The organism is Aeromonas lusitana (assembly GCF_002812985.1).
Classification (GTDB): domain Bacteria; phylum Pseudomonadota; class Gammaproteobacteria; order Enterobacterales; family Aeromonadaceae; genus Aeromonas; species Aeromonas lusitana.
Genome location: NZ_PGCP01000005.1, coordinates 180799 through 196921, shown reverse-complemented (window position 1 = coordinate 196921; position 16123 = coordinate 180799). Strand labels below are relative to the sequence as shown.

The 16123-nt window shown below is 61.6% G+C and carries 15 protein-coding genes; 4 read left to right on the top strand and 11 right to left on the bottom strand.

Annotated elements, in window-relative coordinates; translation table 11 throughout:
* Positions 1-71: 71 nt before the first annotated feature.
* Positions 72-821: an HAD-IIA family hydrolase gene (locus CUC44_RS05790; RefSeq protein ID WP_042640603.1), complete on the bottom strand. Its 750-nt coding sequence runs from the start codon at positions 819-821 to the stop codon at positions 72-74.
* 203 nt (positions 822-1024) lie between these two features.
* Here CUC44_RS05790 and CUC44_RS05785 point away from each other — a divergent pair, with 203 nt between their 5' ends.
* Entirely contained in the window at positions 1025-2044 is a 1020-nt protein-coding gene (locus CUC44_RS05785) for an adenosine deaminase (RefSeq protein ID WP_100859127.1), read from the top strand.
* A gap of 194 nt (positions 2045-2238) precedes the next feature.
* Here CUC44_RS05785 and CUC44_RS05780 read toward each other — a convergent pair whose 3' ends face one another.
* The 10 genes from CUC44_RS05780 to CUC44_RS05735 form a co-directional block, all read right to left on the bottom strand.
* A complete protein-coding gene (locus CUC44_RS05780; protein ID WP_100859026.1) occupies positions 2239-4326 on the bottom strand; it encodes a heavy metal translocating P-type ATPase in 2088 nt (695 codons plus the stop codon).
* Positions 4319-4639 carry a YtxH domain-containing protein gene (locus CUC44_RS05775; protein ID WP_100859025.1) on the bottom strand — a complete coding sequence of 107 codons (321 nt, stop codon included), beginning with the start codon at positions 4637-4639 and terminating at the stop codon, positions 4319-4321. Before CUC44_RS05775 ends, CUC44_RS05780 begins: the two co-directional genes overlap by 8 nt.
* A 4-nt stretch (positions 4640-4643) precedes the next feature.
* Complete coding sequence (locus CUC44_RS05770; RefSeq protein ID WP_100859024.1) at positions 4644-4919, bottom strand: hypothetical protein; 276 nt, start codon at positions 4917-4919, stop codon at positions 4644-4646.
* The gene (locus tag CUC44_RS05765; protein WP_100859023.1) at positions 4916-5197 is read right to left on the bottom strand and encodes a hypothetical protein; all 282 of its coding nucleotides are present in this window, start codon (positions 5195-5197) and stop codon (positions 4916-4918) included. The genes CUC44_RS05770 and CUC44_RS05765 overlap by 4 nt, the downstream gene beginning before the upstream one ends.
* Positions 5198-5237: 40 nt before the next feature.
* Positions 5238-5576 carry a hypothetical protein gene (locus CUC44_RS05760; RefSeq protein ID WP_100859022.1) on the bottom strand — a complete coding sequence of 113 codons (339 nt, stop codon included), beginning with the start codon at positions 5574-5576 and terminating at the stop codon, positions 5238-5240.
* A gap of 23 nt (positions 5577-5599) precedes the next feature.
* Complete coding sequence (locus CUC44_RS05755) at positions 5600-6091, bottom strand: hypothetical protein (protein WP_157812747.1); 492 nt, start codon at positions 6089-6091, stop codon at positions 5600-5602.
* A gap of 261 nt (positions 6092-6352) precedes the next feature.
* A complete protein-coding gene (locus CUC44_RS05750) occupies positions 6353-7474 on the bottom strand; it encodes an alkene reductase (protein WP_100859020.1) in 1122 nt (373 codons plus the stop codon).
* Between the two features lie 243 nt (positions 7475-7717).
* Entirely contained in the window at positions 7718-9256 is a 1539-nt protein-coding gene (locus tag CUC44_RS05745; RefSeq protein ID WP_100859019.1) for a TerC family protein, read from the bottom strand.
* Positions 9257-9860: 604 nt separating this feature from the next.
* Positions 9861-10400 (bottom strand): hypothetical protein, encoded by a 540-nt coding sequence (locus tag CUC44_RS05740; protein WP_100859018.1) that lies wholly within the window; start codon positions 10398-10400, stop codon positions 9861-9863.
* Between the two features lie 372 nt (positions 10401-10772).
* Complete coding sequence (locus CUC44_RS05735; protein WP_100859017.1) at positions 10773-11699, bottom strand: cation diffusion facilitator family transporter; 927 nt, start codon at positions 11697-11699, stop codon at positions 10773-10775.
* Between the two features lie 168 nt (positions 11700-11867).
* On the opposite strand from CUC44_RS05735, the gene ydiJ reads away from it, so the two are divergent.
* The 3 genes from ydiJ to CUC44_RS05720 all read left to right on the top strand — a co-directional run bounded on the left by ydiJ (position 11868) and on the right by CUC44_RS05720 (position 16042).
* Complete coding sequence (gene ydiJ, locus CUC44_RS05730) at positions 11868-14939, top strand: D-2-hydroxyglutarate dehydrogenase YdiJ (RefSeq protein WP_167388794.1); 3072 nt, start codon at positions 11868-11870, stop codon at positions 14937-14939.
* Positions 14939-15427: a hypothetical protein gene (locus CUC44_RS05725; protein WP_100859015.1), complete on the top strand. Its 489-nt coding sequence runs from the start codon at positions 14939-14941 to the stop codon at positions 15425-15427. The genes ydiJ and CUC44_RS05725 overlap by 1 nt, the downstream gene beginning before the upstream one ends.
* A gap of 153 nt (positions 15428-15580) precedes the next feature.
* On the top strand, positions 15581-16042 hold the full coding sequence (locus CUC44_RS05720) for a hotdog fold thioesterase (RefSeq protein ID WP_100859014.1): 462 nt from the start codon (positions 15581-15583) through the stop codon (positions 16040-16042).
* Positions 16043-16123 lie beyond the last annotated feature (81 nt).

Sequence of the window (16123 nt, the reverse complement as noted above, 5' to 3'; positions counted from 1 at the left end):
AACGATGTTGCGTTTAAGTTAAACGATCTGCCCGGCCTTGCCAAGGGGGCCGCGCGGCGGCCCAAAGGGGATCAGACGATATCGATGTCGACGACTGAGTCGAAGATGTGGTTCGGTCTGAACGGCATGCGGTCTATGTCCGCCACCTTGCTCACCCCGGACAGTACCAGCACGGTCTCAAGCCCCGCCTGGAAGCCTGCCAAAATGTCGGTGCGCAGGTTGTCGCCGATGATGATGGTGTCGTCGGAGTGGGACTCCATCCGGTTCAGTGCCGCGCGTATGATCCAGGCGCTCGGTTTGCCCACGTAGAAGGGCTTCTTGCCGGTCATCCGCTCGATGGGGGCGCAGAGGGCGCCGCAGGCCGGGTACATCATGGGGCCGTGAGTGTCCGGGTTGGTGGCGATGAAGCGCGCCCCCTGATCCACGAACTTGGCGCCGAGCTGCATCATGGTCCAGTTGTAGTTGCGGGTCTCGCCCACTACCACGAAGTCGGGGTCGATATCGGTGATGGTGAAACCGGCCTTGTAGAGCTCGTGGGTCAGGGCTCCTTCGCCGATCACATAGGCCTTCTTGCCATCCTGGCGGCGCAGGAAGTCGGCGGTGCCCATGGCGGAGGTGTAGAAGCACTCCTCGGGCACCTCGATGCCGGCGGAGCGGAAGCGGTTCTGCAGATCTTTCTGGGTCTGGGCCGGGTAGTTGGTGAGGAACAACAGCTTGCTGCCCTGCTCCAGAAGGCGGTGAACGAAGCGGTCGGCCCCCGGGATGAGATCGTTGTTGTGCAGTATGACGCCGTCGATATCGCAGATGACGTTTTTCTTCATAGGTACTCCTCGTAGGGCAGCAGGGCGCAAAGCGACGCCAACTGTGAATATCTTCAATCAGTTATGGTTTTTGTGCCGCCATTATATGTCGGTTTCATGACAAGTCTCCCCCGGCGCGCCAGATGGGTGCACAATGATGGCAAAGGAAGGCGCACACCGAGTGCGCCTGCATGACCCTAGGGTTCGACGATGGAGCCGTCACCATGGAACACTTTATTGCCGGCTTGCCCAAGCTGGAGTTGCACCTGCATATCGAGGGCACCCTGGAGCCCGAGCTGATGTTTGCCCTGGCCGCCCGCAACGGCCTGACCCTGCCCTGGCCCGACGTAGGGGCGGTGCGCGCTGCCTACGAGTTCGACAATCTGCAATCCTTTCTCGACCTCTACTACCTGGGCGCCAGCGTACTCATCCATGAGCAGGATTTCTTCGATCTCACCTTCGCTTATCTGAAACGCTGCGCCGCGGACAAGGTGGTGCACGTGGAGATCTTTTTCGATCCCCAGACCCACACCGCCCGCGGCATCCCTTTCGAGGTGGTGCTCGGCGGCATAGAGAGGGCCTTGCAGGCCGGCGAGGAGAGTTTCGGCATCAGCTGGCGACTCATCATGAGCTTCTTGCGTCACTTGAGCGAAGAGGCGGCCTTCGCCACCCTGGCCGAGGCCGAACCCCATCTCGCCCGCCTTCACGGGGTGGGGCTCGATTCGGGGGAGCTTGGCAACCCGCCGACCAAGTTCGCTGGGGTCTTTGCCCGTGCCCGTGCGCTCGGCTTGCCGGTGGTGTGCCACGCCGGGGAGGAGGGGCCGGCGGCCTACATCTGGCAGGCCATCAACGAGTTGCAGGTGCGGCGCATCGATCACGGGGTACGCTGCGTCGATGATCCCGAGCTGCTGCGCTATCTCGCCGACACCCGGCTGCCGCTCACAGTCTGCCCCCTGTCCAACGTGCGACTCAAGGTATTCGAGGATATGGGGCAGCACAACGTGCTAACTCTGCTAGAGAAAGGTCTGTGTATCACTATTAATTCAGATGATCCTGCTTATTTCGGCGGCTATCTCGGCGCCAATTTCGAGGCTCTCGCCCGGGATCTCGGCGCCAGCCGGGAGCAGCTGTGTCGTCTCTCCCTCAACGCCGTGGAGGCGAGCTGGCTGAGCCTGGCGGACAAGGCGCGGCTCACCCGGGACATTCGTGCCCACGGGGCCTGCCACGATGCCCTGCCTGGTTGATCGTGTCTGACCGAGAGCGCTTGGCTGGGTGTGCCGGTTAAGATTGCGGGTTAAGAGCGTTGATAGCCAAGAGCGATGGGCTATCTGCGCCGGGTGAAACGATCTGGCTAGAGGATTTGTAAACATGCCGGAAAAGCACAGGGCCCGCCGTGGCGAGCCCTGTGTGATACGAGCCTTGGCGATCCGGAGCCTAGTCAGTGTCGGCCACGCAGGGCATTGAGCAGGATGCCGATGGTGGTGCCGTTGTGCAGCACGGACGCGACTATGGGGCTCAAGAGGCCGACCGCCGCCGCCCCCAGGATGGCGGTGTTGGCGCCTATGGTGATGCGGTAGTTGTCGTGGATAAGCCCCATGGCGGCGCACGCCAGCTCGCGGGCATCGGCCACCCGGCTGATATCGTCCTGCAGCAGGGCGATATCGGCGGAGATGCGGGCGATATCGGCCCCTTTTTGCATGGCGATCCCGACGTGGGCCCCCGCCAGCGCCGGCGCATCGTTGATGCCATCCCCGACGAAGGCGATACGCGATCCATCCGAGGTCAGCTGCTCTATGATGCTGGCCTTCTCCTCCGGCAGCAGCTGGGCAAACACCTCGTCGATGCCAAGCTGGTCGGCGAGATCCTGGGCCCTGTCGTGGTGATCCCCGGTCAGCATCAGGATGCGCTTCACCCCGGATTGGCGCAGCCGCGCCAGGGTGGCGGCACTCTGCTCACGCACGGTATCGCGCAGGGCCAGCACGCCGATGAGGCTGCCGCCATAGCCGATGTAGAGCAGGGTCTTGCCCTCCAGATAGAGGCCGTGCAGGGTTTCGGCCCAGGGGCTGACGTCGATCCCCTCATCTTCCTCCACGAAGTGGCGCGAGCCCACCACGATGCGCTTGCCATCGATCTCGCTCGCCACCCCGTGGGCGACGATAAACTCCACTTCTGTGTGATCGAAGTGGCGGCCCTGAATGTTGCGGGACGCCTCCACCACGGCGATGGCCAGGGGGTGGAAGTAGTGCTCCTCCACCGAGGCGGCGAGCCAGATGAGATCGTCTGCCGTGTAGGCGGAATCGAAGGTGACAGAGTCGGTCACCACCAGATCCCCGTTGGTCAGGGTGCCTGTCTTGTCGAAGATGAAGGTGTCGGCCTCGGCCAGGCGCTCGAGGGCCGTGGCCCCCTTGATGAGGATGCCCCCCTTGCCGGCGGCGTACATGGCGGATTTGAATGCCACCGGGGTGGCGAGTTTGAGGGCGCAGGAGTAGTCCGCCTGCAGCACGGCGGCGGCACGGCGCCAGTCGCCGCTGAGCAGGAAGGCCGAGCCCGCGAGCCCGAGTACCCTCGGCACCAGCTTGTCGGCGAGCTGGGAGGCCTGCAACTGTACCTCGCTCTTGGCGGTGAGGGATTGCTGCACATAGTCGGCGATGCGGGCGGCGGCGGTGCGCTGGCCCACGTGCTCGGCGTAGATGCGAAGCCGCCCATCTTCCAGCACGGTACCGGACATCACGGCGTCGCCGCGTGCCTTGGCAACGGATCGGCTCTCGCCTGTCATGGAGGCCTCGTTGACGTAGGCCTCGCCGCCGAGCACTGTGCCGTCTATCTGGATGACCATGCCGGTGGCGACGATCACCGTCTCGCCGACCTCGACCTCGCTCGCGGGCACCAGGATCTCCACCCCGCCGCGCTCGACCCAGATCTCGTCGCTGGCGGGCTTGAGCAATTCGCGCAGCATGTCATCGGATCGCCTGGAGATGGACTCTTCCAGATATTCGCCGAGCTCCAGCATGAAGGAGGTGGTGTTGGCCGCGAGATAATCGCCGCTGCCAAGGGAGATGGAGACCGCCATGCCCTCCAGCACATGGGAGGTGAGGCCGCGGGAGACCAGCTCACCGGCGCCGTGGCGCAGCACCGGCAGCGCCATCAGCAAGGAGAGGGGTAGGCGCAGCGGTACCGGCAGCAGGTTGACCCCGAGCAGGGCCGCCAGATTGGTGGCGAGCCGGGTGCGACTGACGGCAGCAGGCGCCGGGGTCGTAAAGCCGATCCGGCCAAGGGGCGGGGTGAGCGCCAGGATCTGCTCGGCCAGGGTCTGCGCCTCAGTCACCCGCCAGTCAAAGGAGATAACGAGGGAGCTGGCCTTGGGATTGAACCTGACCGCCAGCACCCCGGCCAGATCGGCGATGGCGTAGCTGAGCCCCTGGCAGTCCAGGGGCTGCCCTGATGAGCGACGATAGTGCCAGCGCACCCGTCCCCGGCACAGATGTACCTGACGCAGGGAGGCGAGCGTGGCGAGCTCGCTACTCATTCTGCTCGCCGCCCTGGGCCTGCAGCTCGGCCTGCATGTCGGCCATCTGCTCCTTGAGCTCGGCCACGCCGCCGTTGATGTCGCTGTAGAGACGTACCGCCGAGCGCACTATCTTCTCACGCAGCTCATCGTTGCTGAGCACATAGACGGCCGCCGCACCGATGGCCGCACCGAGCAGCAGTTGCTGGGTGTTGTTGCCCTGCAACTTGCCAAGCCAGCCCTGGGCCTGGCCCATGCCGGCCTGGGCGCCATTGCCTTGTGCCATCTGTGCCTTCAACAGCTTCTTGTAGGCCTTCTTGCTCTTCTTACCCATGTCTCTATTCCTTTGAATGATTCAGTAGTTGTTCGGTGCTGGCGATGCCGATGACGCCCCCCAGCAGCAGCAGGCCGGCCCGCTGTACATTGCCCTGCTCGAGGGCGTTGGCGACCCCAAGGCCGGTGGCCACGGCCAGGCCGCCTTGCAGTGAATGGCGCAGGATGGTGCGACGGGAGCCCTTGCCCGCGTTGGCACGGTTTTGCAGTGCGCTGAGCAGGCCCCCCGCCACGGCGCCGCGCACGAAGTGGTTGGCGAGTTCGCGGCTCTGGGGCTTCATGCCTCGGACTCCCGCTGGGCGGGCTGCGAGTCGCTGGCGGGATCGGCCACAGCGGTGGCTGGCTCAACCTGCTCCTGCGTTTCGCTCAGATGCTGGCGCAGTTTGGCGGAGGAGTGCTCCAGTGTGGTTAGGCCTGAGATGGAGGCCTCGCGCAGTTTGGCTTTCACTGTGCCGACCGAGGTGGTGGACACGGCGCGGGGAAGATTGCGGGGAAGAGAGCGCTGGAGGGTGCGCATCGCCAGGGCGCCGGCGATGGCGCCGACAATCAGTGGGATCATCTTGATGCTCCTTTGTTGATTCAGAGATGCCGCGGCCTGCTCAGCCGCGGGCGAAAGTCTGGTAATGGTGCTCGATGCGATCGAGCGCCTGGGTCACCTGCTCGCACTCCTCGGCGCCCAGCAGGGATTCCCAGAGGGGAGGAGGGATCTTTGCCGGGTCATACTCCACCACGCACGACAGGGCGGCGGGGTTGACCCTCAAATCGCGGATACCGGGCATGGTCTCTATCATCTGCTTGAGTTGCCCGACCTGGCTCAGCTGGCCGAGCTCCTGGCTGGCGAGCGCCCCCAGCTTGAGTTTGAAGCGAACCCGGCCGGGAATGTGGTGGGCTATGGTCAGGTGGCGGGTCAGGGCCCGCAGCTGTTCAAGGCGTGTCATGCATGGCCCTTGTTTGCTGTGCATCAGTGGAAGACATTGCGGCGGTGAATGGCGAGGTGAACCGACAGGGCGGCCACAAACAGCCAGCCGGTGGCCGCGTGCAGGCGCTTGTTGCCCGCATAGACCAGGGCGATGGAGACCGGCAGCGCCACCATGGCGGCGATCTTGGCTCCCCGGTTGGCCCGGCGGCGCCAGGCGGCGCGATGGGCTCGCTTGGCGGGTCTGGGGGCTTGCGTCGTGACGGCTTCGGACGGCCGACTGGCATGTGCTTGCATGTCCTGGGGCCCGTTGCACAGGGTCAGCACCCTGGACTCCATCTCGGCCTGCTCACATTGGGCGACGTGATATTGCACTATGAGGCTGCGCGCCTCTGGGTTGAGGCGAGTGCTCTGCACCTCTGGCCAGGTGGCCAGCTCGGCTTGCCAATGGCGGAGCTGGGCCGGGTCAACGGCGCCCTGCCGAATGCGAAGCCGCCCCGGCACCGAGGCAGCCAAACGGGATTGCGATCTGCTCACAACCGAAACTCCATGGATGAGTGAGATAGCAGCACTATCTGCCTGTCCCGTGGCTGACTTTTTGATCTCCATCAGACAAGTGATGATTGACTCCCAGCTTTTGACGCAGCCAGGGAAATCGATTGCGAGAAAGAGGTTGATAAAAGAGAGAGGGGGTGACAATGGGTGAAAGGAACACAGGGGCAGAAGTCGGGAGGGAAAAGACACACGGGGCAGAAAACAAACAGCCCCACGGATGGGGGCTGTTGCACGTCAGCTTGCTCAGGCTGGTTGTGGCTCAGTGCTGGCCTGATAGACGGGGTAGTCGATAAGGCCCTGCTCGGCACCGCCAAACAGGGTAGCCGGATCGTGGGGCGCCCAGGGGTAGCCGTGACGCAGCCGGTTCGGCAGATCCGGGTTCGCCACGAAGGGGCGACCGAAGCCAATCATATCGGCCCAACCCGCCTTGAGAGCGGCGCGCGCGCGCTCGCCGTCGTATTTGCCCGCATAGATGAGGGTGTTGGGGAAGGCGTCCCGCAACCCTTGTTTGAAGTTGTCCGGCATCAGGGGGGCATCGTCCCAATCCGCCTCGGCGATATGCAGATAGGTGACATTGAGCTCACCCAGCAGGCGAGCAGCCGCCAGATAGGTCTGCTCCGGATTGGCATCCACGGTGCCGTTCAGGGTGGTGAGCGGCGCCAGACGCACGCCGACCCTGTCTGCGCCAATCTCGGCGCTGATCACCTCGGTCACTTCTTTCAAGAAGCGCAGCCGGTTCTCCAAGGAGCCACCGTAGTTGTCGGTGCGGGTATTGGATTCGGAGTCCAGGAACTGGTTGATGAGGTAGCCGTTGGCGGCGTGCAGCTCTATGCCATCGAACCCAGCGTCCATGGCGTTGCGGGCCGCCTGGCGGAACTGACCCACCACGGTGTCGATATCGGCCTGGGTCATGGCGCGGGGAGTGACGGTTTCCACAAAACCGGGGGCGTCGCTGCCGTTGTCGACGAACACCTTGACGCCGTCCGCCTTGATGGCGGAGGCCGAGATGGGCTGGGCGCCGCCTATGTTGTCAGGGTGGGTGACCCGGCCCACGTGCCAGAGCTGGGCGAACATGGTGCCCCCCTTGGCGTGGACGGCGTCGGTCACCTGTTTCCAGCCAGCGACCTGCTCAGGACTATAGATGCCCGGCGTCCAGGCGTAGCCCTTGCCAAGGGGATCTATCTGGGTGCCTTCGCCTATGATGAGGCCGGCCCCGGCGCGCTGGGCGTAATAGGTTGCCATCATGGCGTTGGCCATGTCCCCGGGCTGGCTCGCGCGGGAGCGGGTCATGGGGGGCATGACGATACGGTTTTGAAGGTGCAGCTGGCCCAGACGCAGGGGGCAGAACAGGTTGTCGTGGCTCATCTTGAATTCCTCATGGTGGGATTGAGGCGACTCTACCCTCGGATGTCATTGTGAAAAAGAGGGGTAACCGCAGAAGAGAATTGCAAGTCGTGCAGCAATAGCGCGGGAGCAAGTAAAGAAGTCATCAGATTGCGATGTAGTGACGACGAGCACCTCTATGTATGCGGAGCTGAGATGAAAAAAGAGAGGGAGGCACATAGCCTCCCTCTCTCATTATCAGCGGTCTCTGTTCTCGTCAGAGAGTCAGAGGCCCTGCGGGGTGACGCGCACCCGCTCGATGCGCCGCTCGCTCACCGCCAGCACCTCGAAGCAGAACTGGCCGAGTGTCAGCTGCTGACCCGGGGTGGGTAGGCTGCCGAAGTGGGAGAGCAGCATGCCCGCCAGGGTCACGTATTCGTCACTCTCGCTCACCAGACCGTCGCAGCCCAGCGCCTGCTCCACCTGATGGATGTTGGTGCTGCCATTGATAAGCCAACCCTCGCTATCAGTTACCACATCCGGGGTCTCGTCTTCGTCCGGCAGTTCGCCGACGATGGCTTCCAGCAGATCGTGGGTGGTGACCAGTCCCTGGATGACACCGAACTCGTCCGTCACCAGGATGAGGCTGCCTTTGGCCTGACGCAGCTCCGCCAGCAGCCGGATCACGTTGATGCTCTGCGGCACTATGACGGGGTCGTTCTGGCGGGCCAGCTCGCTCAAGGACTGGCCTTCGTTCAGGGCAAACAGCAGATCCCGGGCCTTGACCACCCCGATAAGGTCGTCCAGGCCACCGTCACAGACCGGGAACAGGCTGTGGGGGGCGCGCTGCAACAGGGCCCGGATCTCGTCGGTGGAGTCGTTGACATCGATCCACTCCATCTCGGCGCGGGGGGTCATGATGGTACGAATGGATCGCTCGGCCAGGGACAGCACCCCGCTCACCATGTAACGTTCCTCCTCACCAAAACCAGGGGGCAGGGGCTGATCTTGCTCCTCTTCCTCCTCCTGCAGGTGCTGGTTGCGCTTGTTGCCCCCCATCATCTTGAAGATGGCGGCCGTAGTGCGCTCGCGCAGGGGCTGCCTGGACTCATGACGCTGAGCACTGCGCTGGGCCAGCTGGTTGAAGAACTCGATGAGCACGGAGAAGCCGATGGCGGCGTAGAGATAGCCCTTGGGAATGTGGAAGCCGAAGCCTTCCGCCACCAGGCTGAAACCTATCATCAGCAGGAAGCTCAGACAGAGCACCACCACGGTCGGGTGGGCGTTGACGAAGCGGGTCAGCGGTTTGGAGGCGAGTACCATCACCACCATGGCGATGGTCACGGCGGCCATCATGACGCCGAGGTGATCCACCATGCCGACGGCGGTGATGATGGAGTCCAGGGAGAAGACGGCGTCCAGCACCAGGATCTGGGCGATCACCACCCCGAAGCCGGCGTAGACACCGACCTGGCCATGTTGCTCGGGCTTGGCTTCCAGCCGCTCGTGCAGCTCTGTGGTGGCCTTGAATAGCAGGAACAGGCCGCCCCCCATCAGGATGAGATCCCGACCGGAGAAGGAGAGTTCGCCCCACTGCAGGATGGGCTGGGTCAGGGTCACCAGCCAGGACATGACGCTCAGCAGCCCCAGGCGCATCAGCAGCGCCAGCGACAGGCCTATGATGCGGGCCTTGTCCCGTTGGGCGGGGGGCAGTTTCTTCACCAGGATGGCGATGAACACCAGGTTATCGATCCCGAGCACTATCTCCAGGATGATCAGGGTAAACAGACCGACCCAGATAGAGGGGTCCAGCAAGAATTCCATGTAATGACCTCAATACAAAACAGACGAAGTAAATGTCAGTCACGGCAAGGGGCCGTGGCGGTGCAAGGCGGCTGTTCAGAGGCGCTGATGGAGCAGGTAAAGATAGGCTTTGATGGGGAAAGACGAAGGGCTACTTCGGGGGTTGTCCATGATGGGCAATAAAACCTCGGTTAAAAATGAACCCCGATGATAACGGTTGTCGCTGATTTGGCAAGGGACTTGTTATGGCGAGGTGACGCGCGGAGTTATGAAGGCTAAGGTCGCATCCATTGCGCAGGAGAAAAGAGGATAACGGCATCAATAGAGTGAGATTAACCGGGCAAGTTGACGGTGTTTAAATGGTATTAATCAAGATATGAACTCAATGAGAAATGACACTTCGTTAATTTACGCAACCTCTGTGCACTTTGTTTATTACAATCTAATTTAATATTGGGTAAATACTCTATTTTTATGAGTTGTTATATTAAATGACTCTAATCTCAGATGAGTCACTCTTTATTTGGCGCGTCAACACTGTCTGGATAAAAATAAAGCAGGGAGGTCATGCCTCCCCTTGTTGATCACACCTTGATGAGTCCGAGTTGACCGCCCTCAGACCGGGTTATTCGTTGCCGGTATAGGCGGCACCCTGCACATGTCCCTTCTTGTCACTGAGGCAGGACCAGGGGGCCTCGGCACCCGGCACCTGGATGGTGACGCCCACACCTGCCTCGGAATCCAGCACCTCGGTGACCTTGAGTTGAGTCAGGGGAACCTTGGTCTTGCCAGACACTGCCTTCAGGCAGGCGGTCTCGGCCGGGGAGGCCTTGCTGGCGGGGGCGCTCTTAGCCACAGCGCCTGCACTCTTGCCGGACGCTCCAGCGCTTGGCTGGCAAATACCCGAGCCTTTCTTGCTGGTGTAGGAGACGTCGTATTGTTGCCCTGTCTTGCTGATGGAGAGGGTGACGCCGGCGCCCTTGGCCTCATAGAAATCGTCGCTGTATTTCTTGAGCTTGGCCTCCTTGCCATTGATATAGACAGCGCCGCCTTCATCGCTGTGCATCTGGACTTGGCCCGGGCACTGATAGTTCAACTGGGGCAGGGCAGCACTCGCCGTGCCTGCCATTGCCAGGGTGACGATTGCAATGAACATCTTTTTCATGACTATTACCTTTACTGTTTAACAATATGTTGCTTGTTATTTTATTTAGGCATAACAACAAGGTGCTTTGGCGAATATCCTTTCGTTCGCGGTGAGAATAAATAGCGTCAGCACTTAATTTTGGCAACGAAATTTTTGTATTGTTTTGTACATGCTAATGGTTATTGATACGCACTCAGGATGAGCTGCATCTTATTTACGTAAGCAGTCACATTAATGCGAATAAAGACAGAGGAAATGCAACATTAAGGGGAGGCGTTAATGGGTGGAGGGCACTATTTGATGGGCGATGTGAGCGGCCGAAAGGTACAGGATCTTGCCGCGTCATCACCACGCGAGGCCAGGCCCCGCGTGGCATGAGAGGGTAAGAGGTCAGAGCCAGCGTTTCTCGCGGGTGAAGCAGACCGAGAGCCAGGCATCCCCCAGGGTGTCGCCGAGGCGGGACCAGAGCTCCTGACGCAGGGCGTCCTGACGCTCGATGGGCCACTCCTGATCCGGCGCCACCAGGATGTTCAATTCCAGATCGAAGCGGCGGCCGCTTTTCGCCAGGTGGCTGTAGCACTCGATGCCATGACGCTGGCGCAGGGCCTCGATCTCGTGTTCGACTCGCTGGGTGACTTCTCCCTTGGGGGCGACTTTCAGTACCTCCCGCAGGTTGCGGCCCAGCACCTTGATGGGGATCAGGGTGGCGCACAGGGCCAGCAGGGTGACCAGTATCGGGTCTATGTAGCGGTTGTAGTGACCGTAACCGATGGCCTCAAGGCCGATGGCGATCACGAAACCGATGAGCAAGGTGGTGCTCAGCAGGGTGTCGACCAGCCACTCCTTGGAGTCGACCCGCACCAGCTCAGAGCCGATCCGCTCCGCAACCGCAGACTCAACCTTGTAGATGATGGCGCAGAAGAAGGTACAGACGGCGGCGTAGATGAGGGCGTGACCGAGGTCTATCTCCCGCCCACCGTCCAGCAAGGTGGTGATGCCGCTATAGAAGGCGCCGAGGCAGAGCAGCAAGACGATGGTGCCGTTGATGACGTTGGTGATGGGTTCGAAGTGGGCGTAGCCGTACTGAAAGCGCGCATCTGAGGGGCGGGTGACCAGGTAGGCGGTGATGAGTCCGAGGCCCGTCATACCCATGCTGAACAGGGTGAAGATGCCATCGAGCATGATGGCGTTGGAGCCGACGAACAGGCCGTAGCCGATCCCGAACAGGGCGAAACCGATGCAGCCGAACAACGACAGGGTCAGAGCCTGTTTTTCGGTGCGAATAAGCGTACTGATAACATGGCTGTAATGAGCCATAAAAGTCCTCCTTTCAAATGGTGAAGATTGAGCGCGCAAGCGGTTTTCTAGCTGATATACTGCCGGCTCACATGTGAGCGGACCGGCCAAGGCTGCCCGAGAGAGGCGGGTCTGGCGGTCGTTGTCGCCGGCACTCCGGCATCAAGCAAAGGAAGGGAACAAGGATTCATGATCCCGAGACTCGATTACCAGGACAGTTTGTCATCCACAACCCTGCAGTTCCTCGACATATTGGGACGCAGCGCATTTCGTGGTGATATCGAAAAGTCTTATGCAAGCCGGTTGGCGATGGCGACGGACAACAGCGTCTATCAGGTTATTCCAGAGGCGGTCCTCTATCCGCGCAGCGCGGACGATATTGCGGTGATGCTCAGATTGGCCCAGGAGAGCGCCTATGCCGCCTTGAGTTTCTTCCCTCGCGGCGGTGGCACCGGCACCAATGGCCAGTCTCTGGGCGGCGGCATTATCGTCGATCTCTCGCGCCATATGAACCAGATCCTGGAAATTAATCTGGAAGAGGGTTGGGTGCGGGCCCAGGCCGGGGTGGTGAAGGATCAACTCAACGCTTATCTAAAGCCCCACGGTTACTTCTTCTCGCCGGATCTCTCCACCTCCAACCGCGCCACCTTAGGGGGCATGGTCAACACGGATGCCTCCGGCCAGGGGTCTCTGGTGTACGGCAAGACCTCGGATCACGTGCTGGGGCTCAAGGCCGTGCTGGAGAACGGCGATCTCATGACCACAGAGCCGGTCAATGGCGCGCGGCTCGAAGAGAAGCTGGCACTGGAGAACCGGGAAGGGGAAATCTATCGCACCCTCTATCGCATCGGCAAGGAGAGGCGCGCCGACATAGAAGCGACCTTCCCCAAGCTCAACCGCTTCCTGACCGGTTACGATCTCAAGCACCTCTATATTCCCGAGAGCGATACTCTGGACGTCAGCCGGGTGCTGTGTGGCTCGGAAGGGTCCCTCGGTTTCATCACAGAGGCTCGCCTCAACATCACCCCCATCCCGCGCTACCGCACCCTGGTCAACGTCAAGTACGACAGCTTCCCGTCAGCACTCAGAAATGCCCCCTTTATGGTGCAGGCCCATGCCCTGTCGGTGGAGACGGTGGACTCCCGGGTGCTGGGACTGGCTCGCGCCGACATCATCTGGCATTCGGTCAAAGAGTTTATTCAGGACGTGCCCGGCAAGGATCTGCAGGGGCTCAACATCGTCGAGTTTGCGGATACCGATGAAGCCGAGCACCAAGCCAAGGTGACCGAGCTGTGCCGGCGTATCGACGGCTTGCTGGCGAACGGGGAGGTAGGGGTCATCGGTTATCAGGTGTGCAGCCATCTGCCGAGCATCGAGACCATCTACGCCATGCGCAAGAAGTCGGTGGGGCTGCTTGGCAACGCCGAAGGGCGCAAGAAGCCGGTGGCCTTCACCGAAGACACGGCGGTTCCTCCCGAGTCACTCGCGGACTTTATCATGGAGTTTCGCACCCTGCTGGACGGCCATGGCCTGGACTACGGCATGTTCGGCCACGTTGATGCGGGTGTCTTGCACGTGCGTCCTGCGTTGGACCTGTGCGACCCCGAGCAGGAAGTATTGCTGAGACGCATCTCGGATCAGGTGGTGGCGCTCACCGCCAAATATGGCGGCCTGATGTGGGGGGAGCACGGCAAGGGCTTTCGCTCCGAATACAGCCCCGCCTTCTTCGGCGAGCTGTGGGAGGAGTTGCAGCGGGTGAAAGGGGCCTTCGACCCCCATAACCGCATCAACCCCGGCAAGATCTGCGTGCCCTATGGCAGCGGCGCCGAACTGGTGTCGGTGGACGGGCCCAAGCGCGGCAAGTTCGATCGTCAGATCCCCATCGCCGTGCGGGAAAGCTACACCCGGGCACTGGATTGCAACGGCAACGGCCTCTGCTTCACCTTCGAGACCGATTCCCCCATGTGCCCCTCGGTCAAGATAAGCAAGGACAGGCGCCACTCTCCCAAGGGGCGGGCAGGCTTGATGCGCGAATGGCTGCGCCAGCTGGCGGAGCAGGGCTTCGATCCCTTGAGTGAAGAGATTGAGCTGCAAAGCGGCGGTTTGCGCATCAAGGCCATCGTCGACAAGCTGCGCAATACGGTGGCCCGTGCCCGCGGCCAGTATGATTTCTCCCACGAGGTGATGGAGGCGATGGAAGGGTGCCTCGCGTGCAAGGCGTGCACCAGCCAGTGCCCCATCAAGGTGGATGTGCCGAGCTTCCGTGCCCGTTTCATGCAGCTCTATCACAGCCGCTACCTGCGCGGCCCCAAGGATTACTTCGTCGGCACAGTCGAAAGCTATGCGCCCCTGCTCGCCAAGGCACCCAAGCTGGTCAACTTCTTCCTGGAAAAAGAGTGGGCCCAGAAGGCGACCGAGAAGAGCATCGGCATGGTGGATGTGCCCCTGCTCTCGGTGCCGACCCTGGCCGACTCTCTACGTGACAGCCGCGCCCGTTACTTTGATCTGCCGGGGCTCGAGGCCATGAGCCCCGAGCAGCGCCAAAAAGTCGTTCTTATCGTACAGGACCCCTTTACCAGTTATTACGACGCGCCCGTGGTGCGTGATCTGGTTAAACTCGCGAGTAAACTCGGACTTCAGCCCTATTTGCTGCCGTTCAAGCCCAACGGCAAACCCCAGCACGTGAAGGGGTTCCTGCGTGCCTTCGCCCGCACCGCCGCAAGCAGCGCCCAGTTCCTCAACAAGATGGCGGCGCTGGGCATCCCCATGGTGGGGGTCGACCCTTCCCTGGTGCTCTGCTATCGGGACGAGTATGCCAAGGCCCTCGGTCCGGCTCGTGGCGACTTCCAGGTGATGCTGCCCCAGGAGTGGCTGCTCTCCTTGCCAGCAGACAAGTTACCCGCCCCTGAGACTCGCGTAGCCGGGCAAGGGGAGGGAGAGCCCTGGTATCTGTTCGCCCACTGCACCGAGAAGACCGCCAAGCCCTCGACCCACGGCGACTGGAGCACCCTGTTCAGCCGCTTTGGCGCCAGGTTGCAGCCGGTGTCTGTGGGTTGCTGCGGCATGGCGGGCACCTATGGTCATGACGCCAAGCAGGTGGAAAACTCCAAGGGGATCTATGGCCTTAGCTGGGCTGAGCCCCTCGCTCGCCTGCCGAAGGCGCGCTGCCTCGCCACCGGCTATTCCTGCCGCAGTCAGGTGAAGCGGATGGAGGGGGAGAAACTCAAGCATCCGCTGCAGGCCCTGCTGGAACTGCTCTGATGCTGACGCTACCCAAGCGGTTTCGGGTGCCGCAAGCCTATCGGCACCCAAGCTTCCTGCTGTTGCCGACCAGCCCGACCCAGGCGGTGGTGGAGTTTGTGGCCATGTTGCGCGAGTGCGAGCAGTTGCATCAGCTGTTTCGCCCGAACGATGTCTGGCCCTCCGAGAGCTTCAGTCTGGGTCAGCATGAGGACGATCTGGCGTGGCAGCGCACCGAGTTTCTGGCCAAACGCTCCTTCGCCTATGGCCTCTGGAGCCCGGAGCGGGAGCCCGAGTTTTGGGGCGGGGTCTACCTCTACCCCTCTGTGCTGCCGGAGGTGGAGGTGGAGCTCTTCTTCTGGAAGGTGGCCGATGCGCCCCTTGGGGATGCCGAGCTGGAAGCCGAGCTGCGCGCCTGGCTTGGCAAGACATGGCACTGGTCTGAACCCTGCTTGCCGGGACGGGATACCCCCTGGGACGAGTGGCCCGGGGTCACCTACCCCTGGTGAAGGGGCTTATACCTGCCGAGTCCTGTCTGTCTCAAAATGCCCCGCTATCGGGGCATTTTGTTGTCCCATTTTTGCGCATGGCACGGCAGTTTTGATATGGTCAGTGGCAAGCCATTGATCCTGTTCATTAATCACATAAGGAGTCTGCCCACCATGAGTCAAGACAACGCCCCCATCTGGCGCAAGCCCATGAGTCTGGAGGGGCTCAATGCCAGCTCCCGCAATACCCTGATGGCCCATCTTGGCATTCTCTATACCGGCTTTGGTCCCGACTGGCTGGAGGCGACCATGCCGGTGGATCATCGCACCCATCAGCCGCTCGGCATGTTGCACGGTGGCGCCTCAGTAGTGTTGGCGGAGACGCTGGGATCCCTCGCGGCCAACATGGCGGTCGGGGCGGACAGCTACTGCGTCGGGCTGGAGGTCAATGCCAACCATCTGAGAGCCAAGCGGGAAGGGGAGGTGACAGGGCGCTGTACCCCCTTGCATCTGGGGGCGACGACTCAGGTGTGGCAGATAGAAATTCGGGATGAACGTGCGCGTTTATTGTGCACCAGTCGGCTGACCATGGCGGTGCTCAAACACAAGCAGGACAAGGAATTGCGCGCGAAGTGATCTGCAATAACGCACCATGAGTGAAAAATAAGCAAGCCATAGTCGCAAGATCCCTCTATAATTGCCAACGTCTTGAGAGGC